At 62.8% G+C, this 24,899-nt stretch carries 19 protein-coding genes, 1 tRNA gene and 1 pseudogene; 8 read left to right on the top strand and 13 right to left on the bottom strand.

All coding sequences use genetic code 11. The features are described 5' to 3' along the window. Positions 1 to 122 precede the first annotated feature (122 nt). The gene (locus ACZIRK_RS06870; protein ID WP_463327098.1) at positions 123 to 827 is read right to left on the bottom strand and encodes a restriction endonuclease; all 705 of its coding nucleotides are present in this window, start codon (positions 825 to 827) and stop codon (positions 123 to 125) included. Positions 828 to 993: 166 nt separating this feature from the next. Continuing rightward, positions 994 to 1,070, bottom strand: a tRNA-Arg gene (locus ACZIRK_RS06865). A 127-nt stretch (positions 1,071 to 1,197) separates the two neighbouring features. Between ACZIRK_RS06865 and ACZIRK_RS06860 the strand changes: the two genes are divergently transcribed. Together ACZIRK_RS06860 and ACZIRK_RS06855 are read left to right on the top strand one after the other, a co-directional pair. After that, positions 1,198 to 2,130, top strand: a complete 933-nt coding sequence (locus ACZIRK_RS06860) for an LLM class flavin-dependent oxidoreductase (RefSeq protein ID WP_207231106.1) — start codon at positions 1,198 to 1,200, stop codon at positions 2,128 to 2,130. A gap of 9 nt (positions 2,131 to 2,139) precedes the next feature. Next, positions 2,140 to 2,277, top strand: a complete 138-nt coding sequence (locus tag ACZIRK_RS06855) for a hypothetical protein (protein ID WP_207231107.1) — start codon at positions 2,140 to 2,142, stop codon at positions 2,275 to 2,277. 4 nt (positions 2,278 to 2,281) lie between these two features. Here ACZIRK_RS06855 and ACZIRK_RS06850 read toward each other — a convergent pair whose 3' ends face one another. The 4 genes from ACZIRK_RS06850 to ACZIRK_RS06835 all read right to left on the bottom strand — a co-directional run bounded on the left by ACZIRK_RS06850 (position 2,282) and on the right by ACZIRK_RS06835 (position 8,942). Next, the gene (locus ACZIRK_RS06850; protein WP_028162454.1) at positions 2,282 to 2,686 is read right to left on the bottom strand and encodes a YccF domain-containing protein; all 405 of its coding nucleotides are present in this window, start codon (positions 2,684 to 2,686) and stop codon (positions 2,282 to 2,284) included. 103 nt (positions 2,687 to 2,789) lie between these two features. Continuing rightward, positions 2,790 to 5,891: a bifunctional diguanylate cyclase/phosphodiesterase gene (locus ACZIRK_RS06845; protein ID WP_130228834.1), complete on the bottom strand. Its 3,102-nt coding sequence runs from the start codon at positions 5,889 to 5,891 to the stop codon at positions 2,790 to 2,792. 125 nt (positions 5,892 to 6,016) lie between these two features. After that, positions 6,017 to 7,756 carry a putative bifunctional diguanylate cyclase/phosphodiesterase gene (locus tag ACZIRK_RS06840; protein WP_463327097.1) on the bottom strand — a complete coding sequence of 580 codons (1,740 nt, stop codon included), beginning with the start codon at positions 7,754 to 7,756 and terminating at the stop codon, positions 6,017 to 6,019. A 223-nt stretch (positions 7,757 to 7,979) separates the two neighbouring features. Continuing rightward, positions 7,980 to 8,942: a sensor histidine kinase gene (locus ACZIRK_RS06835; protein ID WP_130228836.1), complete on the bottom strand. Its 963-nt coding sequence runs from the start codon at positions 8,940 to 8,942 to the stop codon at positions 7,980 to 7,982. Between the two features lie 195 nt (positions 8,943 to 9,137). Here ACZIRK_RS06835 and ACZIRK_RS06830 point away from each other — a divergent pair, with 195 nt between their 5' ends. Further along, complete coding sequence (locus ACZIRK_RS06830; RefSeq protein WP_130228837.1) at positions 9,138 to 9,980, top strand: SDR family NAD(P)-dependent oxidoreductase; 843 nt, start codon at positions 9,138 to 9,140, stop codon at positions 9,978 to 9,980. An 858-nt stretch (positions 9,981 to 10,838) separates the two neighbouring features. Here ACZIRK_RS06830 and ACZIRK_RS06825 read toward each other — a convergent pair. The 4 genes from ACZIRK_RS06825 to ACZIRK_RS06810 form a co-directional block, all read right to left on the bottom strand. Then, positions 10,839 to 11,711 carry an NmrA family NAD(P)-binding protein gene (locus ACZIRK_RS06825; RefSeq protein ID WP_130231149.1) on the bottom strand — a complete coding sequence of 291 codons (873 nt, stop codon included), beginning with the start codon at positions 11,709 to 11,711 and terminating at the stop codon, positions 10,839 to 10,841. 182 nt (positions 11,712 to 11,893) lie between these two features. Then, a complete protein-coding gene (locus tag ACZIRK_RS06820; protein ID WP_130231151.1) occupies positions 11,894 to 12,583 on the bottom strand; it encodes an SDR family NAD(P)-dependent oxidoreductase in 690 nt (229 codons plus the stop codon). A gap of 110 nt (positions 12,584 to 12,693) precedes the next feature. Further along, positions 12,694 to 13,617 (bottom strand): LysR family transcriptional regulator, encoded by a 924-nt coding sequence (locus tag ACZIRK_RS06815; protein WP_130231153.1) that lies wholly within the window; start codon positions 13,615 to 13,617, stop codon positions 12,694 to 12,696. A 209-nt stretch (positions 13,618 to 13,826) separates the two neighbouring features. Further along, a complete protein-coding gene (locus ACZIRK_RS06810; RefSeq protein WP_130231155.1) occupies positions 13,827 to 15,065 on the bottom strand; it encodes an LLM class flavin-dependent oxidoreductase in 1,239 nt (412 codons plus the stop codon). 334 nt (positions 15,066 to 15,399) lie between these two features. On the opposite strand from ACZIRK_RS06810, the pseudogene ACZIRK_RS06805 reads away from it, so the two are divergent. Both ACZIRK_RS06805 and ACZIRK_RS06800 read left to right on the top strand, forming a co-directional pair. Continuing rightward, positions 15,400 to 16,817, top strand: a pseudogene (locus ACZIRK_RS06805) (MFS transporter). A gap of 141 nt (positions 16,818 to 16,958) precedes the next feature. Then, on the top strand, positions 16,959 to 18,164 hold the full coding sequence (locus tag ACZIRK_RS06800) for an extracellular catalytic domain type 1 short-chain-length polyhydroxyalkanoate depolymerase (RefSeq protein WP_463327096.1): 1,206 nt from the start codon (positions 16,959 to 16,961) through the stop codon (positions 18,162 to 18,164). Positions 18,165 to 18,323: 159 nt separating this feature from the next. Here ACZIRK_RS06800 and ACZIRK_RS06795 read toward each other — a convergent pair whose 3' ends face one another. Further along, the gene (locus ACZIRK_RS06795) at positions 18,324 to 18,992 is read right to left on the bottom strand and encodes an MBL fold metallo-hydrolase (RefSeq protein WP_130227969.1); all 669 of its coding nucleotides are present in this window, start codon (positions 18,990 to 18,992) and stop codon (positions 18,324 to 18,326) included. Between the two features lie 115 nt (positions 18,993 to 19,107). On the opposite strand from ACZIRK_RS06795, the gene ACZIRK_RS06790 reads away from it, so the two are divergent. Both ACZIRK_RS06790 and ACZIRK_RS06785 read left to right on the top strand, forming a co-directional pair. Continuing rightward, the gene (locus ACZIRK_RS06790; protein ID WP_165435381.1) at positions 19,108 to 19,950 is read left to right on the top strand and encodes an RMD1 family protein; all 843 of its coding nucleotides are present in this window, start codon (positions 19,108 to 19,110) and stop codon (positions 19,948 to 19,950) included. 156 nt (positions 19,951 to 20,106) lie between these two features. Next, the gene (locus tag ACZIRK_RS06785) at positions 20,107 to 21,798 is read left to right on the top strand and encodes an alpha-amylase family glycosyl hydrolase (RefSeq protein WP_130227971.1); all 1,692 of its coding nucleotides are present in this window, start codon (positions 20,107 to 20,109) and stop codon (positions 21,796 to 21,798) included. Here ACZIRK_RS06785 and ACZIRK_RS06780 read toward each other — a convergent pair. Then, positions 21,786 to 23,480 (bottom strand): alpha-amylase family protein, encoded by a 1,695-nt coding sequence (locus ACZIRK_RS06780; protein WP_130227972.1) that lies wholly within the window; start codon positions 23,478 to 23,480, stop codon positions 21,786 to 21,788. The two genes, ACZIRK_RS06785 and ACZIRK_RS06780, sit on opposite strands and share 13 nt — an antisense overlap. Before the next feature lie 120 nt (positions 23,481 to 23,600). On the opposite strand from ACZIRK_RS06780, the gene ACZIRK_RS06775 reads away from it, so the two are divergent. Further along, a complete protein-coding gene (locus ACZIRK_RS06775; protein ID WP_028162441.1) occupies positions 23,601 to 24,086 on the top strand; it encodes an MmcB family DNA repair protein in 486 nt (161 codons plus the stop codon). A 224-nt stretch (positions 24,087 to 24,310) separates the two neighbouring features. Here the strand turns inward: ACZIRK_RS06775 and ACZIRK_RS06770 are convergent, their stop codons facing one another. Beyond that, the gene (locus tag ACZIRK_RS06770; RefSeq protein ID WP_130227973.1) at positions 24,311 to 24,865 is read right to left on the bottom strand and encodes an ActR/PrrA/RegA family redox response regulator transcription factor; all 555 of its coding nucleotides are present in this window, start codon (positions 24,863 to 24,865) and stop codon (positions 24,311 to 24,313) included. Between the last annotated feature and the right edge of the window lie 34 nt (positions 24,866 to 24,899).

Here is a 24,899-nt window from a genome sequence, read left to right as displayed (position 1 = left end):
GGAAAACATTCGCGACGGCAAGAGGGGCCAAGATATTGCTGGTGCAGCCTAAGTGTGTTCAAGCTCAGGACGGAAACACCGATTCGAAGCCGCCGTAGGTCAGGATGGTCCTTCTCCGAGCATCACTCGTCCACGTTCCACCTGTAACGCGTAATCCATTCTAAGACGTCAGCTCCGGAGTAGAGTTGCATCTCAGTCGGCATTATTTCGCTAAACCTCTTTGCTTCGACGCTATAGGTTGAACCGGACACAACAATTCCGCCCGACAGATCCCAAGCCTTAGCGGCACCATAAATCTGTTGAACGATCGGACGTCCAACTGAGTGTCGCGATTTGCCTTCTCTGATATCGGGCTGCTTGCATTGTACAGCAAATATTATCGGATCAGTTCTTTCGTCTTGGACCGCAAGAAAATCGATACCGCCATCTTTCGATGGCCGAAACAGGTCGACCTTGAATCCTCGTCTAACAAAAAGCTCTGCGCACAGATTCTCAAAGTCAGCGCGGGATGTAGATGACAGCGCCTCGGGTTCACGCGCGATGCCATCAATTAGCGATTGAGAGCAGAACTCATCAACAGTTACGAACCTGCCGTCTTTCTCTTTTTGGCGCTTGACATATCGATCGCCGATTCTCACGTCATCAAGATGCTCAAGCGATTGGAGATCGTACTCTCCAATCTCGTCGACAGAGCGTGTCATCTTGACTTGAGGAAGCGAGATTGAGCCGATACGGGCCCAGCAAAGTTTCAGCTCACCTGCCCGATCTGACTGCTCAGGAAGATAGAGGAATTCTGCACCCAGGCAATAACGGAGAGGGCTGCCCAAAACTCGTCTTATACCTTCGGGCTTTAGCGGGAGCTTCGTAACTATCGGAAGAAAACTCCGATTCTTCTCAGAATAGACAGCTAGATGCGTTCCCATCCGAACTACCGTCGGCGCCTCGTTGGCGGTAAGCCAAGCAAAGGGTGTAACCGGTCAAAAAGCAACAATATGGCGCACCCGACACGATTCGAACGTGTGACCTTTGCCTTCGGAGGGCAACGCTCTATCCAGCTGAGCTACGGGTGCCTGACGGTTCATTTAGCCGATTGGTCCCCCATCGGCAACGGTCTTGAGAGCGATTGTCTGGCGAGATGCAGGCTGTAAACTGCCGGTAGAACCGCGCGAAAAGCGCCATCTGCTTGGGGAGATCGTCATGCGTCCGCTCGAATTTGGCTGGTATTTGCCGACGCATGGCGACACCACCGCCTATGGGCTGATGGAAGCCCAGGTGGCGGGCTCGCCGGAACTCTGCGAGCGGGTGGTGCAGGCCGCCGAAGCGGCGGGGTTTGAATATTTGCTGATCCCGGTTGGCTCGGTGTGCTGGGAGGCCTGGATCACGGGCGCCTTCATGGCGGCGCGGTCGTCGACGATCAAGCCGCTGATCGCGGCGCGTCCCGGCCACATCAATCCGGTGCTGCTTGCCAAGATGATCTCGACCTTCGACCAGATGTCGGGCGGGCGCATCTGTATCAACCTGATCGCGGGCCAGAACGAGAGCGAGGTCGAAGCCGAGGGTATCCGTTACGCCAAGGAAGAACGCTACGCGCTGATGGACGAGGAGGTCTCGATCCTGAAGGCGCTGTGGACCACGCGCGGGCCGGTGCATTTCAATGGCAGGTTCCACTCGCTGTCGGGCGCGCATATCTGGCCGCGGCCGCTGCAGCAGCCGTTTCCGAAATTCTATCTCGGCGGCGGCTCGCGGCAGGCGTGGGAATTATCGGCGAAACATTCCGATGTGCATCTGTTCTGGGGCGACCTGCCGGAGCGCATCGCGCAGAGCGTCGCCGAAATCAGGGCGCTGGCGCGCAGCCACGGCCGCGAGCAGGAGATCGGCTTCGGCATGCGACTGCAGGTGATCTGCCGCGAGAATGAAGCGGATGCGTGGGAGGCGGCCGACCGCCTGGTGCGTCACGCTACCGAACGGCAGAAACAGGAGATGAAGACGCTCTACAACAATTCAGCGGCCAATCAACGGGTGCAGCAGCTTGCGCGCGAGCATGGCGATTTCCTGTTGCCGCATCTGTGGACCGGCATCACCAAGGTCCGGCCCGGCGCCGGCATTGCCGTGGTCGGCAATCCCCTCTAATGCGCCGACATGCTGCAGCAATTCATCGATGCCGGCTGCCATTCCTTCTGCCTGTCCGGCTATCTGCATGACGAAGAGGCCGAGCGTTTCGGGCGGCTGATCCGCCCGATCTTTGCCCAGAACAATCGCGGCCGCTTGGCTGCGTAACGGATCAAGCGGGTACGATCGTCTTGCCGATCGGCCACAGCGCGATGCCGGCAAGCTTGAGGTGCGCCCAGGCGAAGGGCAAGCCGATGATGGTGACCGCCCAGATGATCGCCGTGACGAGGTGACCGAGCGCAAGCCACCAGCCCGCGAGCACGAACCAGATCAGGTTGCCGATCAGCCCGAGCGGGCCGGTCCCGACGTCGCTCACGCCGGTGATTTCGTCGCGGCGCGCGGCTCGCGAACCGAACGGCAACAGGGTATAGACAGCGATATTGAAGGCCGCGCGTGCCCAGGGCAGGCCGATGATCGTGATCGCCATGATGATCGCGGCGACAAGCCAGCCAAACGCCATCCACGCGCCGCCGATCAGGATCCAGAGCACATTGAGGAGGATGGAAAGAGGGGACATGGGTTCGCTCGCCATTGCCTTATGGCCAGATTGCCTCGTGGTCGGGCTCGCACCCCATATTTGTACGCCATCGCCGTCGCGCAAGATAGCCGCCCGATCGACTCTAGGCCAAAACCCGCGCCGCCATCTGGTCCATGTCGAGCAATCGCCTGATCTCCGATGCCGGCTTCGGTGCGCTGAACAGGAAGCCTTGCATCTGCGTGCAGCCCAGCTCGCGCAATAGTTTTCGCTGCTGCTCGGTTTCGACGCCTTCGGCCGCCGTGGTCATGTTGCGCGACGCAGCGATATTCACCACCGCCTGCACGATGGTTGAGGAACCGTCGACCTCGATGTCGCTGACGAAGCATCGGTCGATCTTGATCTTATCAAACGGAAACCGCTTCAGATAGCTTAAGGAGGAATAGCCGGTGCCGAAATCGTCGAGCGCGATGCGCACGCCGATGGCGCGGAGCTGATGCAGGATCGCGAGCGCGGCTTCATCGTCCCTGATCAGCACCGCCTCCGTGATCTCGATCTCCAGCCGACCGGGCGCGAGGCCGGAGGCGGTGAGCGCGCCCGTGATCCGCAACGCCAGTGTTTCGCATTTGAGCTGAACCGGCGAGACGTTGACGGCGAGCCGAATGTGGGATGGCCAGGCGGCCGCTTCCGTGCAGGCCGTGCGTAGCACCCAGTCGCCGAGCTCGTTGATCAGTCCGGTGTCTTCGGCCACCGGAATGAACTCGGCAGGAGAGATCATGCCGCGCTCCGGATGACGCCAGCGCAACAGGGCCTCGCAGCCCGCGACCTGATTGGTCCTCAAGTCCAAGAGCGGCTGGTAGTGGATTTCGAAACCGCCTTCCACCATGGCTTGCCGCAGGTCCTGCTCCATGGCGAGGCGGGCCTGGGCGCTTTCATCCATTGCCGGCTCGAAGAAGCGATGGGTCCGGCGCCCGCCCGCTTTGGCGGCATACATCGCCAGATCCGCGTGCTTGATGAGCTGGTCGAGCTCCGTGCCGTCCTGCGGCGCCAGCGCGATGCCAATGCTGGCGTCGGTGGAAAGATGATGCCCGAGGCAATCGCAAGGTTGCCGGATCGCGCCATGGATCCGCGTCACGAATTCCGCGACATCAGGCGTTGCATCAACGGCGGTCTGGATCACCGCGAATTCGTCGCCGCCAAGCCGGGCGATCAGGTCGCCGGGTTTGAGGCAGGCCTTGATCCGTGCAGCCACCGTCTTCAGCAACTCGTCGCCGACATGATGGCCGAGCGAGTCGTTGATCGCCTTGAACTCGTCGATATCGATGTAAAGCAATGCGAACCGTTCTCCGCGCATTGCCCTTTCGAGCTCGCGTGCGATCTGCGCACGGAACAGCACGCGGTTCGGCAGATCGGTCAGCGCATCGTAATGCGCAAGATAGGTGATCCTTTCGTTCGCGAGCTTGCGTTCGGTCACGTCCTCGACGACGTTGATGATATAGCGCGTCGCGCCGGCCTGATCGCGGATGCCGATACGTTTCGAGGTGATGTAGCGTTCGCCCTTGGCCTGGGTCTTCCAGAGGTGTTCGTCCCTGTAGAAGCCGTCGGTGGATCCCAGCAACCTTTCGTCGTCCGAGGTGATTATTCGCGCGGAGGCGGCCGGAAAGACATCGAATGCGGTCCTGCCGAAGATCAGCTCGCGCGAAATGCCGAACTGCTCCTCGGCAACTCGGTTGACCAGGAGATAGCGCCGGTCCTGCGCATCCTTGACGGTGATCTGCGAGGGGATGTGGTCGATGATCTCGCGCAGGAACGCGAAGTTCCGGTCACGCTCCTGCTCGAGCCTGCAGCGCTCGGTGATGTCCTCGACGGTGGTGATCCACCCGCCGTGCTGGAGCGGCGTGCTGATGGCCGAAAACCAGCGGCCGTCCGCGCAACCGATCAGCCGGCGATCAACCTGGGCTTGGGCGATATTGTCCATGACCGAGGTGCAGAATTCGTCGACATCGCCGTCGAACAATCCCTTCGCCTGGCGGTGGAGCATCAGGTCGCGGAAATGGCATCCCGGCTTCGCGACGTCGGTCGAGAGCTGGAACATGTCCAGATAGCGCCGGTTGAAGGCGACGATGCGCCCAGTGGCGTCGTACTGCACCAGCCCTTGGATCATGTTGTTAAGCGCCGTATCGAGCCGCTGCCGCTCCGCCTTCAGCCGTTGCCGCGCCTGGCGGTTTTGCTTGTTGATCTCGCGGATGATCAGGAACAGCACGCCTGCGATCACCAGGGCGCCGAGCGCCGCGGCGACGATCAGGAATTTGGTCTGCGCACGCCAGTCGGCGAGCGCTGCGTCGATGGAATTGGTTGCGACCACGACCGCCGGAAAATGGCCGAGCCGCGCCGCCGAGCCCAGCCGGTTCATTCCATCGACCGGGCTTTCGATGCGCAGGGTATGCTGGCCTCCCTTCGCCAGCACCTCTCGCATCAGCGGGGCGGAAGCGAAATTCCGTCCGATCATCTCATCGATGCGCGGATGACGGGCGAGCAAGGTCCCGTCGGCGTGAAACATGGCGATGGTGGCGCTCTCGCCTGGAGCGACGGAAGCAAAGAACTTCTCATAGTTCGCGGGATCGATGCGTCGTGTCATGATCCCGAGAAAGATTCCGTTGTGCCCGGTCAGGCGGTGGGCAATCACGGTACTGAGTTTGCCGTTGCGATAGCTGCGGACTGCTTCGGCGAGAACGGTCTCCGTGGTCGGGTTGGATTTGAAGCTCTTGAAGTAGGCGCGCTCGGATATGTCGAGCTTCGGCGCCGGCAGCGGTCCGGACCAGTTGATGATGTGCCCGTCGGTATCGAACAGCGAGACGTCGCCGAGATAGGACAGGCCCTTCGATCTCAGCACATGGTGCACTTCGGCGGTCGACATCCGTTCTTTGAACGCTTCCGACGAGGCGAGCTCCGGAATCCGCAATTGTGAGATCAGGTCGGAAGCGATCGTCGCGGAGTCTTCGAACTGCTGGTCGAAATGGCGCGTCAGCATCAGCACGGTATTTTCCAGTTCGCGCTCGCTGTTGTGCAGAGCGCGCTCACGGAATTGGCCGACCATCAGGATGGTGCCGGCAAAGATCGCGGTCACCAGCAATCCGCCGCAGAGTGTCAGCCACAGCACCGGGCCGCGGATCGTCGCGGCGAAATGGCGGCGGAATACCTTCGCGCGAAGGATGATCCTATGGATGTGCTTTGAAGGATTGCGCATTCCCGAATTCCCGGGAGGCAGGGATACAACGGAAAATTGTCACAAGCGGTTAGGAAATCCGGTTACTCAACGCTTAATTGGGATCTCGCAGTATTTCCTCGCAATGGTTGTAGGGACGCCAGTGCTCAGCGCCGATACCTGCTTGTCCGGGTGTAAGCCGGACGCGCCTCCTCCATCGCCCGGCTCGCCAGGTGCGCCCGCGCTTCGCTCGTCAGCGGCATCGACGGCTTGAGGTCGTCCAGGAAGATCGGTCTCGAGAAATAGTAACCCTGGGCGTAGCGGATCTTGGTCGCGGCCTGCAGGTAGGCCAGTTCCTCGTAGGATTCGATGCCTTCCGCGATCACGGTCATGCCGAGCGCCTTGCTCAAGGACTCGATCGCCCGCAGGATGCCCTGGCTGCGCGGGCGCTTATGGATGTCGGTGATGAATGAGCGGTCGATCTTGATCTCGTCGGCGGTGATGTCGGCGAGCGCCGACAGCGACGAATAGCCGATGCCGAAATCATCGATCGAGATCCCGACGCCGATCCGGCGCAGTATCGGCAGGATCTCCTCCTGGAAATGCGACTTGGTGACGAAGGCGTCTTCCGTCACCTCGATCATGAAGCGCTTCGGGTATCCCGTCTCCTCGAGCGCGCGGGCGAACGGGCGCATGAATTCGGGATTGGCGGCCTGCTTGGCCGCGACATTGATGCTGATGGAAGCGTCGGGACCAAAGGTGTTGTTGATCAGGTCGATCGATCTCACGATCTCCGCCAGCACCAGATGGGTCAGTTCGTCGATCAGCCCGAGCTCGACGGCGAGGTTGACGAAAGTGCCGGGCGCCTGGATCACGCCCTCATTGTCGCGCAGCCGCACCAGCGCCTCGATGCCCCTGACCTCCTGCGTCCTGAGATCGACCTTGGCCTGGAAGGCGCAACAGAAGCGCTTCTCCAGGATCGCGAGCCGCAGCGACTGCTCGATCTTCATCCGCGCCATGGCCTCGACCTCCATGCTGGCGTCGAAGAAGGCCGCGGCACCCTTGCCGCCGTGCTTGACCCGATACATCGCGATGTCGGCGTTCTGGCGCAGCTCGTCGTAGCTTCGGCCATGCTCGGGATAAAGGCTCACGCCGATCGAGGTGGAGGCAAAGATCTCCGACTGGTCGATGAAGAACGGCGCCTTCAACCGCTGCAGCATGAATTCGATGTAGTCAGCGACCTCCTGCTCGGTCTGGATCGGATTGAGCAGCAGCAGGAATTCGTCGCCGGAGATGCGCGACAGGATGTCGGTCTCGCGCAAGGACAGGCTGAGCCGCCGGGTCATCTCGACCAGCAGCGCGTCGCCGATGGCGTGGCCGTAATAGTCGTTGATGTGCTTGAAATTGTCGATGTCGAGGAAGGCGAGCGCGAAATGGCCGTCTGCATCGTCACGGCGCAACAGGCTGTTGACGCGGTGCTCGATCACCCGGCGCGTCGGCAGGCCGGTCAGTTCGTCATAATAGGCGGAGCGGAATAGCTGATCCTCGAACGCCTTCTGCTCGGTGATGTCTGCGGAGGTCGACAGCAGGAGACTGCGGTCGGCGATCCGCACCGGCCGGTGCGCGGTGAGGAACACCTGCCTGGTCGCGCCGGAAGCAACCGCTTCCTCCAGCACGGCGGAGCGGCCGTTCCGTAGCAATTCGAGACAGGTCTCGCGGCGCTCGTCGAGTTGCGAGGCCATTGCATCGCTTGCCAATTGGAAGCGCGCCGCGGCGGCATCGTTAACGACCAGGAAGTCGCCGTGCTCGTCCTGGACCGTGACGCCCGCAGGCAACAGCCTGACGACATCGCGCAGAATCCGCAATTCGGAATGGAGTTCGCTCTCATTCGTGGCCGCCGTGGCCATCTGAAAGTCGTGCTTTGTGGGACTGTGCATGCGCGCGAACTTGGCAAAGTCCCTTGTAGTTTTGGTTAAGTGGAACTGAGAAAAACCGCGACATCTGTGTCGATAGGAGATTTCAACAGGCGCTGCCTCAATCGTTATTAACAGAGCGTCAACCCGATCATCGAGTGCTTGCGGCTGTGTTTCGTTTCACCTTCGCTTCGGCGCGGAGCGCGAAAAAGCGCGCTCAAGCCGTGGGAATCCGGCACTGCATGGTGCAGTGAATACCGGTCTTGAGATAGCTGACGTCGGTCTTGCCGTCGAATGGCCTGAGCGCCGATTTCAAAAGCCTGGTGCCGAAGCCCGGCTCGCCGATCTTCTCTACGGCCGGGCCCTCGGTCTCGTCCCAGGTGATGGTGAGGCGATCGTCGGATACCGACCATGATACCTGCAGGAAGCCGCGCGCGGAGGAAAACGCGCCATACTTGCCGGCGTTGGTGGCGAGTTCATGAAAGATCAAGGCCAGGCTCACCGCCAGCTTCGCCGGCAGGAACAGGCGATCGCCGTTCAGGCTGAACCGGACGTGGCCGTAGGGACCAAGTTCGGAGATCAGGAGGTCCTGGATATCGCATCCGTTGCCGTCAACCTTCGCGATCAAATCGTCGGTCGCCGACAGCGCACGGATGCGATGATCGATGCGGCTCCAGATCTGCGGCTGGTCCTGCAGCGCCTGGTGCAGCACGGCGTGAATGGTGGAGGACTTGTTCTTCAGCCGGTGCTGCAATTCGTCGACCACGAGCTTGCGGTAGTCCTGCTCGCCGATCAGGCGTTTGGCGATCCGCTGCTGCTCGGCGACGATCGAGCGGTAGTGCTCGACGCCCCAGATCGTCAGGCCGCAGACCACCCAGAACATCAAAAGCAACGCGATCCGCGTCGGATCGGTGACCGTGCTGCCGAAATTGAGGGCGAGGCCGAGCAGGCCGCCCGCAAGCGCGGTCAGGATTCCGATGCGCAAGCCGCCGAACGCGCCGGCGAAGAACACCGCCGGAAAATACGGCGTGAAGAATACGTCGGGGCGGAGCTGGGACAGGCCCCAGCGGACCGCCGTCGCCAGCGCCAGGCAGGTGATCGCAAAGCCGATGCCGAGCGCGAGCGATGGCGGGGCATCCCCGCGCCAGCCGCACCTGAACTCGTCGATCAATCTCTTCATGGCTTTATCACTTCAGGTGATCAGCGAATCCAAAATAAGGCCGAACCGACGGGTAAGCTGCGATTTGTGGCCGGCAGAGGGCCGCAGGCCACAGCCGGCGGCGTTGTGCACCGAACAGTCCGCTTGCCTTGTTCCGCCTGTGGCAGGAATATCCCAGTTCATGGAATTCGATCGACAACTTAAGAGGGTAATGACATGGGACGGTTGGACGGCAAGGTCGCGGTGATCACGGGCGCCACGAGCGGCATCGGCCTGCGCACGGCGGAGGTTTTCGTTGCCGAGGGTGCGAAGGTCGTCATCGCCGGGCGGCGCGTCGCCGAAGGCGAAGCCTTGGCCAAGGCGCTTGGCGCCAACTGCATCTTCCGCCAGACCGACGTCACCGTGGAAGAGCAGATGAAGGCGCTGATCGGGCTGACGCTGGAAAAATTCGGTAAGGTCGACTGCCTCTTCAACAATGCCGGCGGCCCGGCGCAGACCGGCGGCATCGAGGGATTGGAGGTCGACCGTTTCGATGCCGCGATGGCGACCTTGGTGCGCAGCGTCATGCTCGGCATGAAGCATGTCGCGCCGCACATGAAGAAGCAGGGCTCCGGCAGCATCATCAACAATGGCAGCATCGCGGGACGGCTTGCCGGCTTTTCGTCCTCGGTGGTCTATGGCGCGGCAAAAGCCGCGGTGATCCATCTGACCAAATGCGTCGCGATGGAGCTCGGCGAGTCCGGCATCCGCGTCAACTCGATCTCGCCCGGCGCGATCGCGACCGGCATCTTCGGCAAGGCGTTGGGATTGTCGACTGACGCCGCCGAGAAGACGCCGGCCGTGATGCGCGAGGTCTACAAGACCGCGCAGCCGATCCCGCGCGCCGGCCTGCCCGACGACATCGCGCACGCCGCCGTATTCCTCGCCAGCGACGAATCCTCCTTCATCAACGGCCACGACCTCGTCATCGACGGCGCCATCACCGGTGGCCGCAACTGGACCCAGCAGCAGCAGGGCTACGTTGCCCTCCGCAAGGCGTTTGATCAGGGCGGGGGATAGATCTAGCGCCGGTGTCGTCCCCGCGAAGGCGGAGACCCATAACCACAGGATGTTGTTGTGGCGCGAGTAAGTGGTTGCAGAGGTGTAGGGTGGGCAAAGGCGCACTTGCGCCGTGCCCACCATCCAGCGCCGTGCTCGGGATGGTGGGCACGCTTCCGCCTTCGCTCTACGAGCTACGGCGGACAAGTCGCTTTGCCCACCCTACGGCGTCGTCGTGACTTATGATTCAAATTTCAAACAGCGTGAGGATGTGAGGTCGCGTTCTCGCGGCGCGATGCGCCCGAGCTTTGCATCACTTTCCACCCTCCTCAATCATCCGAGGGCGCAGGGAAAGCCGGGTGCTGGTTGCACCCATGGGTCCCGTGCAGCAAAAAGCACGGGGGTAGGACCACAGGTTCAACCGAAGCATTCCGGCTTTCCCTGCGCGATGGTGTTACGGCTTACTTCGTGCTCTCCCCGGTGACCGGGCTCTTTTGCCACCGTCATCTCAAGCGCGAACTTGTTCGCGCGAAAAACTTAGCGCCAGCGTCGGGGCGCCAGGACCACACGACTTCGCCGTCCGCTGATGTTGCGTTCGTCTTTCGCAACAGCCGCGTCCACCGCATCTCACCGCAACGTTCGTGACGATCGCGACCCGCCCCTCATTCGCGTGAGACGCGCGGAGTTAAATCACTGATTTGCCCGACGGGTTAAGCGGTTTATTTTTCGCGTGAGGGATAGACAGACTTTTGATTTGCCCGACGGGTTGCTATGTCGCACCGAAGGCAACCACATCGTCATTGCGAGCACCGCGAAGCAATCCATAGCGCCGCAAGCGGAGGCGTGGATTGCTTCGCTTCGCTCGCAATGACGGGTGGCTCACGCTGCGGTATTGCCGTCGACCATAGCGGCGATCACGGCGTCGATCGACACCGCGCCTTTGCGGGCATTGGCGCCTTTGTCCGCAAAGTCGATCCAGCCCTCGTTGAAGCCGTCGATCATCTGCATTCTCGGCAGCGGATTGCGCATGCCCTGCTCGCGAAAGATCGTTTCCCATTGGTCGCGCGGCACTGCCTCGGCCCGAACCGGCTTGCCGAGCGCCTTTGAGAACGCCGCTGCGATGGCCGCGGGGCTGACGCGCTCGGCGGCCTCGAGTTCGACGATGCGGGTGTCGCTCCACTGCTGCTGCAACAGATCGGCGATGGTGTTGCCGATGTCAGCGGTGGCGATCATCGGCACCGCGCGATCGAGCGGTTGCAGATAGCTTGTGATGACGCCGCGATCCCGGGCTGAGGCGAGATCGAATGCCGCGTTCTCCATGAACCAGGCGGCGCGAAGGAAGGCCACCGGCATGGCGATCGTCGAGAGCGCGCGCTCGAGCAGGCCGAGTTGGCTGAGCAGGTTCGGGCGCTGCGCATCGGCGCCGATCGTCGAGAGCGCCACCACGCGTTTCGGCGCGCCGCGTGTCAGCGCCGCGCGCAACGTAGCGATCATCGCTTTAGCTTCGCGCCAATCAGGCGAGGGATCGAACAGCGGCGGCAGCATCACAAACGCGGCCTCCGCGCCCTCGAAGGCGCGGCCCAGCGCATTGGCATCGCCGAGATCGGCTATCGCGATCTCGCATCCCTGTGCGGCCCAGCTCTCGCCCTTGGCGCGATCCCGCACGATGACGCGCGGCCGCTTGCCCTCCGCGAGCAGCGCGCGGGCTGTGGCGCCGCCGACTTTTCCCGTGGCTCCCATGAGCGTGTACATGTCTCTCTCCTTTGGCCCGATATGATCGCCGCCGATTGTGCGACCCGCGGCCCGCGTGATGCGAAGCGCAACCCGGGATGGCTGTTATGCGGCGGCACGGTTACCCGGGTAACGCGGAGCCTGTCATCGGGCGCGCGTTCGCGCGACCCGTTGGCTTCACCCAGGCTACGGGTAGAAATCGGCTACCAGGGCAGGCCGTCGCCGTGCCGGCTCATGAACTTCAGGCCGGATTTGCCGGCGCGGGCCTCAACCGCGGTCACGACAGCCGGGATGCTCTCCTCGATCGAGAGTATTGCTTGGCTGCCACCCATTTCGGTCCGCACCCATCCCGGCGCGATCAAGAGCATCGCTCGCGGATCACCGGGATGCCGCTGGCTGAAGCATTTCATCAGCATGTTGAGTGCGGCCTTGCTAGCGCTATAGAGCTCCCAGAAGCCACGATTGGCGGCGATGCTGCCGAGCTCGGATGACATCACCGCAATGATGCCGCGCGGCGGCACCTGGTCCCCGAAGGTTTCGACCACGCGCATCGGCGACAGTGCGTTGGTCACCATCATCGCGACGAAGTCGTTGACATCAGCATCGATCGGCGTGTTCTCGCGCGCGAGGCAAATGCCGGCATTGACCAGCAAGGTGTCGATGATGCGATTCCCGAGGCGCTGCTTCAGCGCCTTGACGGAGGCCGGCTCGGTCGTGTCGACAGTCTCGATCTCGAGGCTTACAGGAAAGCGCGCGGCAAGATCATCCAGCGCTTTCGACGGGGTACGCACGGTGGCGGTCACCTGGTAGTCGCGGCCGCAATATTCCTCGGCGAGCGCAAGACCAAGCCCGCGCGAGGCGCCGATGATGAGAGCGGTTTTCCTGGTTGCCATTGAGAGCGATCCTTTCCGAGATCGTTTGATCTGCTGGATGGACTCTCTCACTCAGGTACTGATGATCCCAGTGCGGATATGTCATGTGACTGGTGATCGATGGTCATCAATTACTTCGCATGCGAACGGGCTGCGCCCTGTGCCGCCTTGAGCGCGAAGTCGATGAAGGCGCGGACTTTCGCCGGCGGGTGGTGTCGCGAGGGATGCAGCGCGTAGAGCGGGAAGGTCTCGCCCGGCCAGTCCGGAAACAATTCGATCAGCCGGCCCGAGTCCAAGAGCGGCTGCACACCGATGGCCAGCAGTTGTGCGATCCCTGTGCCGGCGATGCATTCGTTGATCATGGTGCCGACGTCGGTCAGCACCAACGCACTCGAGGTCTTCACCGGCAGAACTTTCTTGCCCGCATGAAATTCCCATTCGAAGAGCTGTCCGGACAGCGGGTCGACGAACTGGATGCAGGGATGATGCTGCAGTTCGCCAGGATGCTTGGGACGGCCGTGCTTCCTGAGGTAGCCGGGCGAGGCGACGGTCAGCACGCGCGTCTCCAGCAATCTGCGCGCGATCAGCGGGCCGGCGGGAGGTTCGCCGAAGCGCATCGCAACGTCGATGCCATCGGCGACGAGATCGCCGACATGTTCGCGCGTGATCAATTCCAGCGTCAGCTCCGGATGCTGGCGCAGGAAGCCGCCGATATGGCCAGAGAGGATCATGCGCGAGAAATAGGGATCGATGTCGACGCGCAGCCGGCCGCGGACCACGCCTGATGATCCCGACGCGGTGCTCGCGGCATCCTCGATCCCGGCCAGCAGCGGCGCCACTTGTTCATAGAAGCGGCGGCCTTCGTCGGTCAGCGCCACCGAGCGCGTGGTGCGGTCGAACAGCCGCACGCCGACGCGCGCTTCGAGTCGCGCAACCGCCCGGCTGACGCCGGAGGCGGTGATGCCGAGCGTATCGGCGGCGCGGGCAAAGCTTTTGGTCTGCACCACCGCCGCCAGCACGCTGATTCCCGCCAACAGGCGGCCGTCGAAGGGCATTGCTCCACCATGACTGTGTGTCAGTAATGATGGAGCCGGAGTGTCGTTGGATCAATAGCGCAGGCGGTTGCGCTCCCTCTCCCGCTTGCGGGAGAGGGCCGGGGTGAGGGTGTCTCCGCGATTGACATTCTTTGAGTGGAGAAAGCCCTCGCCTGCTCCGCCTTTGGCGCAGCGACCTCTCCCGCGAGCGGGAGAGGTGGACCGAACCCTCACGCTTTGTGTTTCGCGGCTTCCTGCAGATCCGGCGCGTTGACGGTGGGGATCGCGACACGGCCGGGGCCGGTATGCGCGAGCGCGGCGGCGGCCTTGTCGTTCTCCATGATCTTCGCCATCACGGCCTGGCCGGCGCGTTCGAAGATCGCGCGGTTCTCGATCACGAATTTCTGCGACTTGCGCAAGGGCTCGATAAAGCCGTTGATCTCGGGGATCACATAGCGCGCCACCATGTCCCAGCTTCGCCTTGTGTTTTCCGGATTTGCCCAGTCATGGGCGAAGCCGACGATGGTGCCGACGCCGCCGGAGACCTGCACCAGGTTCTTGATCATCTTCACGAGATCGCCAGGCGTGCCGATGGTGGAGGCCGCACCCTCGACGAAAGCAGTCTTGTCGACGGCCTCGTCCGGTGAGGAGAATGCGGTCAGCCCGGGCCGCATCAAAGTGCCGACATTATATTCGTTGTGCCAGCGCATCAGCCCGGCGCCGGCCTCGCGCCGCGCCTGCTCGCGGGTCTCGGCGATGTGCCAGGACAGCAGCACCCGCCAGTTCGACCGGCTCACGGTGGTGCCGGCCTTCTTGGCGGCGTCCTCGGCGAATTGCCATTGCTGCGGCAGCGCCATCAGGCCCTGGGTCGACATCGAGCCGAGCGAGATGATGCCGATGCCGTATTTGCCGGCGAGCGTCATGCCGGAGGGTGAGATCTGCGAGGCCACCACGAACGGCATGTCTTCCTGCAGGGGCAGGATCTGCAGCGCGGCATCGTTCATCACGAACCAGTCGCTCTTTGCGGTGACGCGCTCGCCGTTGAACAGGCGGCGGATGATTGCGATCGCCTCGTCCTGGCGGTCGCGCTGAGTCATCGGGTCGATGCCGAGCGTGTGCGCGTCGGAAGCGAGCGCGCCCGGGCCGGAGCCGAAAATGGCGCGGCCGCCGGTCATGTAGTCGAGCTGCACCATGCGCTGGGCGACGTTGAAGGGATGGTGATAGGGCAGCGAGATCACGCCGGTGCCGAGCTTGATCCGCTTGGTGCGCTCGCCGGCGGCGGCCAGAAACATCTCCGGCGAAGCGATCATCTCCCAGCCCGAGGAGTGATGCTCGCCGCACCAGAACTCGTCATAGCCGAGCTCGTCGAGCTGCTGGACGAAATCGAGGTCGCGGCGGAATTGCAGCAGCGGATGTTCGCCGATCGGGTGATGCGGGGCGAGAAAGGCTCCGAATTTCAGGCGTGCCATTGGGTGTTCTCTCCAGGATTATTGTTGTCGTTGGTTGCGCCAACCCTACGGGCAGGGCAGGTCCGACGCAATGCTCCGAGCCCGCGCGCCATGCATGGTTGTTGAGCAGCCGGCGCGGTATGCCGCCGCTCGGAATTTTGGGGCACGCGATCGTAGGATGGGCAAAGGAGCGCAGCGACGTGCCCACCATCAAGCATTCCGCCCGCAATGGTGGGCACGCTTCGCTTTGCCCACCCTACGATTCCTGGTGCGAAGCTTACCTCGGAGGTAATCGCCGGAATGTGCCGAATCTGTAGCTTGCACGCACAACAGATTTTGAACGGAACGCCCTGCCATGCACCAGATCGTCACCTATGTCAGTGAGCCTATGTCAGTGGATTCCTCGCGGCGCTGGTGGGTGTTGGCGACCGTGGTCGCGGCGCAACTCATGTTCGGCGTCGATGCCTTCATCGTCAATGTCGCGATCCCGACCATCGCGGCGGAGCTGCATGCGAGCGCGGCCGAGATCGAAGCCGTGATTGCGATCTACCTGATCGCCTATGCGACGCTGGTGGTCACCGGCGGCCGGCTCGGCGACATCTACGGCACCAGGAACGTGTTCGTCGCCGGCGTTGCGGGTTTCAGCCTGGCGTCACTGTGGTGCGGGCTTGCGCAATCCGGACCTGAGCTGATCGTCGCGCGGCTGGCGCAGGGCGCGACCGCGGCGCTGATGGTGCCGCAGGTGCTGGCGACGCTGCATCTGCTGTTTGCGGATTCCGCGCGCGCCCGTGCCTTCGGCATCTACGGCATCGTGCTGGGCCTCTCCGGCGCCGCCGGCTTCCTGCTCGGCGGCGTGCTGGTGACGCTCGATCTTGCCGGGCTTGGCTGGCGCGCGGTGTTCTTCGTCAGCGTGCCCTTCGGCATCGTCATCATTGCCGCGGCCCTCAGGATCATGCCGACGGTGCCGCATCGCGCCGGCACGAGGCTCGACATTCCCGGCGCGGTGGTGCTGTTTGCGGGATTGCTGTGCCTGATCGGACCGCTGTTGTTCGGGCATGACGTGCACTGGTCGCCCTGGGTGTGGCTGGTGATGGCGGGCGGCGCTGTGATCATCGCGCGTTCGTCCGGCTCGAACGCGTGATCGCGCGCGGCGGCGGCATGCCGCTGATCGATCTGGCGCTGCTGACTGACGCAGCCTTCATGCGCGGACTGGTTGCCGTGTTCTTTTTCTTCTTCGCCAATCTCTCATTCTATCTGATCATGACCATGTTCATGCAGAACGCGCTGCATATTCCGCCGCTTCAGGCCGGATTGGTCTTCATGCCGGCCGCGCTCACCTTCGTGGTCGCCTCGCGCCATAGCGGCGCACGGGCCAGGCATCGCGGCACGCTGGTGCTGATCGAGGGCTGCGCGCTGCAGATTGTGGGCCTTGCCGCGATTGCCGTGACAGCGGCGCTGGTTGAGGCGCCTTCCGCGCCGTCGCTTGCGCTGGTGCTGATGATCTCCGGCTACGGGCAAGGATTGGTGATGGCGCCGCTCTCGAGTGCAGTGCTCTCGACGGTGAAACCCGCGAGCGCGGGCGCGGGTTCCGGCATCTACGGCACCACGGCGCAGATCGGAAATGCGGCCGGCGTGGCCGCAATTGGCGCCGTGTTCTTTGCGATCGAAGCAGCAGGCTCAGCACGGCTGGCGCTGCATGCGGCATGCGCCTTGTTTGGGCTGTCGATCATCATTTGCGCCGCATTCCTGTCATGGATGCGGCGCGCAGCATGATCACAAATTAATCTTGCGATCACGAATTTACCGGCCGCCTCACGATTTCGCGGGAAATGACAGTATACGGACTTTTTATTTTGCGCTGCAGCAACTATGTGATTTGTCCGAGGCTGGACGAAATCACCTCAGGAGTTGCTGTTGTCACTTGCCAAGAACATCGAGTTCCTAAGCCATCTGCCCCGGCTGAGCGGATTCAATGGGCTTGCCGCCGTCTACGGGCGAAGCCTTGCACCTGCGGTCGACAGTCCGCTGGTCGAGACCGCCGATTTCGGATCGAATCCCGGCGCGCTGAAGATGTATTCGTTCGTGCCGGAAGAGCTGCCGCGCGGTGCCGCGCTGGTGGTCGTGCTGCACGGCTGCGGCCAGACCGCGGCCGGTTACGATCTCGGTGCGGGCTGGTCGACGCTTGCGCGTCACTATGGCTTTGCGCTGCTGCTGCCGGAGCAACAGGTCGCGAACAACGCCAACACCTGCTTCAACTGGTTCAATCCGGCGGACATCAAGCGCGGCAAGGGCGAGGCTGGCTCGATCCGTCAGATGATCGCGCGCATGGTGGTCGACCACAAGCTCGATCCGCGTCGTATCTACATCACCGGACTCTCCGCCGGCGGCGCCATGACCTCGGTGATGCTCGCGGCCTATCCGGACGTGTTCGCGGCCGGCGCGATCGTTGCCGGCCTGCCGTTCGGCATCGCCACCAACCTGCGCCAAGCCCTCAATGGCATGATGCAGGCGTCGTCGCGCACCGCCACTGAATTGGGCGATCTGGTGCGCGGCGCGTGGAAGCACCACGGTCCGTGGCCGAAGGTTTCGGTCTGGCACGGCAGTGCCGATCGCACCGTCAATCCCGGCAATGCGGACGCGATCGTCCGGCAATGGCTCGACGTGCACGGCCTGCCTGAGACGCCGATGGCGACCACGATGGTCGACGGTTATCCGTGCGATGTGTGGTGGGATTCGAACGGCGAGACGGTCGTCGAATCCTACACCATCACCGGTATGGCTCACGGCACGCCGCTCGGCCCCGCTGCCAATGACGAACGCTATGGCGAGGCCGGCGCCTTCCTGATCGAGGCCGGGATTTCGTCGTCCTACCACATCGCGAATTTCTTCGGCTTGACCGAACAGGCTCGCCGACCCGCGCCGGCTCCGAAAGAAGCCGACAAGCCGGCGGTCAAGCCTGTGGCGCAGCCGGTCGCAAAGGAAACGGCAAAGCAGCCGATGCCCTTGCCGCGCGCCGCTCCCTCGCGTCAGGCTGCGCCGTCACGCAACCTCCGCGGCCGCGCCCGCGAGATCAGCGATGTGATCACCCGGGCACTGACAGCCGCTGGTTTGATGAAGTAATTCTGGCGCCGCGGTTACTAAAGCGCGATGAGATGAGGATGAATCATCATCGCGCTTTAGCTTATTGTTTGAGCATGATCTCCGCGCAAACGCTTCGCGTTTGTCGCGAGGGAAAACCGCTTCACACTTTTCCGGATCATGCTCTAGCCGCGGCGTCGCTTACAGCTCGCCGGTGATGAACGGGTTCGTCATCCGCTCCTGGCCGATGCTGGAGCCGGCGCCGTGGCCGCAGATGAAGCCGACATCGTCGCCGAGCGGCAGCAGCTTCTCCTTGATCGACCTGATCAGCGTCTCGTGGCTGCCGCCGGGCAGGTCGGTGCGGCCGACCGAGCCGTTGAACAGGACGTCGCCGACATGGGCGAAGCGCAATTCGCGGTTGAAGAACACGACGCTGCCCGGCGAATGGCCGGGGCAATGCAGGATCTCGAAGGTGAGTTCGCCGATCGTGACCTGCTCTCCCTCCTCGAGCCAGCGGTCCGGCGCGAAGTCGCGAACGCCGCTCATGCCGAAACGCGCGCCGCTCGCAACGACATTGTCGAGCAGATATTTGTCCGCGATATGCGGGCCCTCGATCGGCACCTTCAGCGCATCGCGCAGTTCGGCGGCGCCGCCGACATGGTCGATATGGCCATGGGTGATCCAGATCTTCTCGACGCTGACGCCGGTCTGTTTGATCGCCTCCTGGATCTTCGGGACGTCGCCGCCAGGATCGATCACGACCGCCTTCTTGCTCGGCTCGTGCCAGAGGATGGTGCAGTTCTGCTCAAACAGCGTCACCGGCACGATGATGGCGCCGGCCTTCGGTTTTGTTTCGGTTTTGTCATCCATGGCGGCACCTTATTCTTCCCTTGGACCCCGTCAACAAGGGTCCGGAACATCCTGCGCCCATTGGCCGGTCTGTGATAGGATTGCACAGTTCTTGAACATGTAGTGTGAAAGAGGAATGGCATCCACCGTGACGGAACATCCCGTGAGCCAGGTTTCGCGGTCGCCGCTCGGAGGCCCGCGCACCACGGCCCGCGCCTTCTTTGTGGCCGAGCGCCTGAACACGTCGGGGCTCGAGCGCAGCGATGTACTGGCGACGACGCCATTGGCGTTCCGCGTCAATGATAACGGGGTCGCGATCCTGTTCCGTTACGGTGTCGTGGTCCTGATTGGCCTGAATGCGCTGGAGGAGGAGGAGTTCCTGCGCGGGCTGCAGTCGCGCCTGGTCGCGCCGTTCGCGCGGCGCGAGGAGGAGAGCGCCACCATCGAGCTCGCCTCCGAGAAGGACGATCAAATTCCGCCGGGCGGTCCGATCTGTCTGCAGAGCCTGTCGCCGGAGCGGCTGATCCTAGTCGGCGAGGCGCTGGCGAAGAGCGTCGTGCTGGCGCGCCATGAGCGCGAGGTCGCCGCGGTGTTCGACACGACCGAGCCGTTCGCGCGCGAGCTCGCCAAGAGCGGGCAGATCCATCGCAGCCGCAGCGCGATCCTGAAGCACATCGGCAATGCCTTGTCGGTCCGCCATCGCGTCTCGGGGCCGGTCGAAGTGTCCGAGAAGCCCGACATCCTCTGGGACAAGCCGCAGCTCGAGCGGCTCTATGCCCGGCTCGAGGACGAATACGAACTGAAGGAGCGCACCGAATCGCTCAACCGCAAGCTCGCGGTCATCGCCGAGACCGCGCAGGTCCTGACCGACATCATCGATACCCGCCGCTCGCTGCGGCTCGAGATGATCATCGTCTTGCTGATCCTGTTCGAGGTGTTGATCACCATCTACCAGCTCGCGACCGGCCGCCACGTGTGATGTTCCTCTCCCCGCAAGCGGGGCGAGGTGAAGCGGAGCTCGCGGCTCGCTTCGATACGAATCATTAATACGTTATGCATCGAAATTTTCACGCAAACGCGCCACGCGTTAGCGCCTTGCCACGTTCAAGCCTGAATTGAAGGGTGACGTGACGATATGAGTGATTTGGGCGATATTGAAAAAGATTGGTGGCGGCGCGGCGTCTTCTATCAGGTGTATCCGCGCTCGTTTCAGGATTCCAACAGCGACGGCGTCGGCGATCTCAAGGGAATTTTGCGGCGATTGCCGTACTTGAGAGAACTTGGCGTCGATGCGTTCTGGCTGTCGCCGATCTATCCGTCGCCAATGGTCGATTTCGGCTACGACATTTCCGACTACACCGGCATCGATCCGCAGTTCGGCGCGATGGAGGATTTCGACGCGCTGGTCGCCGCAGCCCACGACGCGGGGCTGAAGTTGATCCTCGATCTGGTGCCGAACCATACCTCGGACCAGCATCCCTGGTTCATCGAATCGCGAAGCTCGCGCGATAACCCCAAGCGCAACTGGTACATCTGGCGCGATCCGAAGCCGGGCGGCGGACCGCCGAACAATTGGCTGTCGGAATTCGGCGGCAGCGCCTGGGAATATGACAGCGAGAGCGGGCAATATTACTACCACGCCTTCCTGGCCCAGCAGCCGGACCTGAACTGGCGCAATCCGGAGGTCCGGGCGGCGATCTATGACGTGATGCGGTTCTGGCTCGGCAAGGGCGTCGACGGCTTTCGCGTCGATGTCATCTGGCATCTGATCAAGGACGCCAAGTTTCGCGACAACCCGCCCAATCCGCATTATCACGAGGGCCGGCCGCCGCATGAGAAGTTTCTGACGCAATATTCCACCGACCAGGCGGAGGTGCACGAGGTGATCGCCGAGATGCGGCGCGTCACCGAGGAATTCGAGGCCCGGGTCTTGATCGGCGAGATCTATCTGCCACTGCATCGCCTCGTCGCCTATTACGGCAACGATCTCACCGGCGCGCAGATGCCGTTCAACTTCGCGCTGCTGTCGACCTTGTGGAGCGCGCGCTCGATCGAGCGGATCATCGAGGATTATGAGAAGGCGCTGCCACAGGGCGCATGGCCGAACTGGGTGCTCGGCAATCACGACCGGCCGCGGGTCGCGAGCCGGGTCGGGCCTGAGCAGGCGCGCGTCGCCGCCATGCTGCTGCTGACGCTGCGCGGCACGCCGACGCTCTATTACGGTGACGAGATCGGCATGCGCCAGGTTCCGATCGCGCCCAATGAAGTGCGCGATCCCTTCGAAAGGAACGTGCCGGGTATCGGCGTCGGCCGCGACGGCTGCCGCACGCCGATGCAATGGGACGCCGAGCCCAATGCCGGCTTCTCGACCGCAAAGCCCTGGTTGCCGCTCGCCCATGATGCGCTGCGCGAAAACGTCGCCAGTCTCGGTGCCGACAGGACGTCGATCCTCAACCTGTACAAGGCGCTGATCGCGCTTCGTCGGCAATGGCCACAGCTCGTGACCGGCAGCTATGAACGGGTCGCCGCGCAGGGCGACATCCTGCTCTATCGCCGGCGTGGCGAGGACGGCGCGCTGATCGTGGCGCTGAACCTGGGGGCCGAGCCGGCCGCGGTCACCTCGAGCGCGATCGCTTTCGGCAGCGAAATCCTGCTGTCGACCTTCCTCGACCGCAGGGGAGAGACGATCGAAAGCGTGCTCGATCTCCGTGGCAATGAAGGCGTCATCATCGCCCCACCGGGGCACCGAGATCGCGATGCCGCCGACCTCCACCAGCCAGAGCTGGAGCAGGGCGAATCGGCCGATATCGATGATCAGGCCGGGTGACCGCCTTTGTCGGCCTGATCGATATCGCTGCGTTTCAACAGATAATCGAGCCCGCCGACCCTGTACCAGCGGTAGCCGTAGGCCTCGAGCAGTAGCCGGTGCTGACCGCGGCCATTGGCACGGCTGTGATCTTCCGTCAGAAGGTTGATCAGGAGCTTGCCGGTATCACCGGGAAGCCCGGCCCGAAAGGCCACCTCGCGCGGCCTGTCATCGAGATTATGGACGAACAGCACCGAATTGTTGCGCCAGTCGTAGCGGATCGCGAATACGGCTGGATCATGCGTGTCGATGATGCTGAAGTCGCCCCAGCCGACCTCCGGGACTTCCTTGCGCATGCGGATGATGCGCTCGGTCCAGTTCAGCATTGAATTGGGATCGCGGCGCTGCTTGGCGACATTGACGTGCTCATAACCGTAAGGGCCGGTATCGATGACGGGCGCCGCCGGCCTGTCGCCCTTCGTGAATCCGGCATGCGGCTCCGTCGACCACTGCATCGGCGTGCGTGCACAACCGCGCTCCGGCAGATCGAGATTGTCGCCCATCGCGATCTCGTCACCGTAACGGATGACCGGCGTGCCCGGCAGCGTACACATCAGGCTGTAGGCCAGTTCGAGCCGGCGCCGGTCGCCGCCCAGCATCGGCGCGAGGCGGCGGCGGATGCCGCGATCGTAGAGCTGCATCTCCTTGTCGGGGCCGAACGCCTTGAACACGATCTTGCGCTGCGCGTCGGTCAGGCGGCCGAGATCGAGTTCGTCATGGTTGCGCAGGAACAGGCCCCACTGCGCCGTCGCCGGTCGCGGCTTTGTCGCCCAGAGCGCTTTTGCGAGCGGACGCGAGTCGGCGGAGGCGAGTGCATAGAACAGATGCTGGTTGACCTGGAAATTGAACATCATGTGCATGCGGTCGCCATCGCTGCCGAAATACTCCATGTCGGTTTTCGGCAGCACATTGGCTTCGGCCAGAATGATGGCGTCGCCCTCGCGCCATTGCAGGAATTCGCGAAAGGCGCGCAGCATGTCGTATTGCTCGACCGGCTTCTTGACGTTTGGTCCCTTGGTCGCAATCACGAAGGGCACCGCATCCATGCGGAAGCCGGAGACGCCAAGCTGAATCCAGAACCCCATGATCTTGAGGATCTCCGCCTGCACATGCGGATTCGATGTGTTGAGGTCCGGCTGAAAATCGTAGAAGCGATGGAAGTACCAGGCGCCAGATTCCCTGTCCCTGCTCCAGGTCGACTTCTGCACGCCGGGAAACACCATGCCAGTGTCGGCATTGGCCGGCTTCTTGTCGGACCAGACATACCAGTCGCGATAGCGGGATTCTTTGTTCTTGCGCGCCTCGCGAAACCAGGGATGCTGGTCGGACGTGTGGTTGACGACAAGGTCGATGATGACACGGATGCCGCGCTGCTTGCAGCCGTGGGTGAATTCGACGAAGTCTCCGAGCGTGCCATAGCGAGGATCGACGCCGTAATAGTCCGATATGTCGTAGCCGCCGTCGCGGCCCGGCGAGGGCTGGAACGGCATCAGCCAGATCGCGGTGACGCCGAGCCCGTGGAGATAATCCAGCCGGCGCAACAGCCCCTTGAAATCGCCGACACCATCGCCATTGGCATCCATATAGGTGTCGACGGAAAGACAGTAGATAACGCCGTTCTTGTACCAGAGGTCGTCGATCACAGGGCTTCCCTCACAGGTCCGCCCGGGTGATTCAGCGGCCGTCTATTAAGCGGAGAGAGCAGCTTGGGTTCCCGCCATAGCCGTGTTGGGTGGTCCGGCGGAATCGGCTAGGTTATTGATATGGAATCGTCCGCCCGCAACATCGCTCTTGTTCCGCCGCCGGACCGTCGCCAGTCGGAGACGGCGCTTGCGATCGCGCGCGGCACGGCGCGACTGTTGCGCTCGCTCGGGTTCTCCTGCATCAGCGAATTGCCGCTGCCGTCGGGCCGGCGTGCCGATCTCGTGGCGCTGAACGAGCGCGGCGAGATCTGGATCGTCGAGATCAAGTCGTCGGTGGAGGACTTGCGCGCCGACCAGAAATGGCAGGACTATCGCCTCCATTGCGACCGGCTGTTCTTTGCCTTCACGCAGGATCTGCCGTGCGAGATCTTTCCCACTGATACCGGTCTGATCATCGCCGACGCCTATGGCGCGCACATGCATTGCGAGGCGCCGGAGCATCGGCTGCCGGCGCCGACCCGCAAGCTGATGACGGTGCGCTTTGCGATCGCGGCGGCGCAGCGGTTCAACCGCTTGCTCGACCCGCAGGGCCATGCGGAGTTTTAGATTAGGGTGAGACCCCCATCCTGAGGAGCGCGGAACGCGCGTCTCGAAGGATGAGGCCACAGACGGGGCCTCATGGTTCGAGACGCCGCTGCGCGGCTCCTCACCATGAGGGGAAACAGGGGAGCCGTAGGGTGGGCAAAGCGAAGTGTGCCCACCTTCTCTTGCACCGATCGTGAATGGTGGGCACGCTGCGCTTTGCCCGCCCTACAAATTAACGCTACGAATTACCGCGGCGCGCGCTTGGCCAGGATGCGCTGCAGCGTCCGGCGGTGCATGTTGAGGCGGCGCGCGGTTTCCGAGACGTTGCGGTTACACATCTCGTAGATGCGCTGGATGTGCTCCCAGCGCACGCGGTCGGCCGACATCGGGTTGGACGGCGGTTCGGATTTCTCGGTGCCGCTCGCCAGCAATGCTGCGACGACATCGTCGGCGTCCGCGGGCTTCGAGAGATAATCGATCGCGCCCATCTTCACCGCAGTCACGGCGGTGGCGATGTTGCCATAGCCGGTGAGCACGATCGCGCGCGCATCGGGGCGCTTGCGCTTCAACGCCGAGACGACGTCGAGGCCGTTGCCGTCGCCCAAACGGAGATCGACCACCGCAAACGCAGGCGCGGCCTTTCCGATCTGCGCCAGACCATCGGACACAGTATCGCAGGATGTCACGGTGAAGCCGCGGGTCTCCATGGCGCGCGACAGGCGCTCCAGAAACGGCTTGTCGTCCTCGACGATGAGCAATGAGCGGTCGGTTTGATCGTTCAGTTCGGCGATGGCGTTCACGGTTCTGCTATCCCTTCTCCAATCCCAAACATAT

The organism is Bradyrhizobium sp. Leo114 (assembly GCF_055229415.2).
Note: the sequence above shows the minus strand (reverse complement) of the source record. Positions and strands in the feature narration are given on the sequence as shown.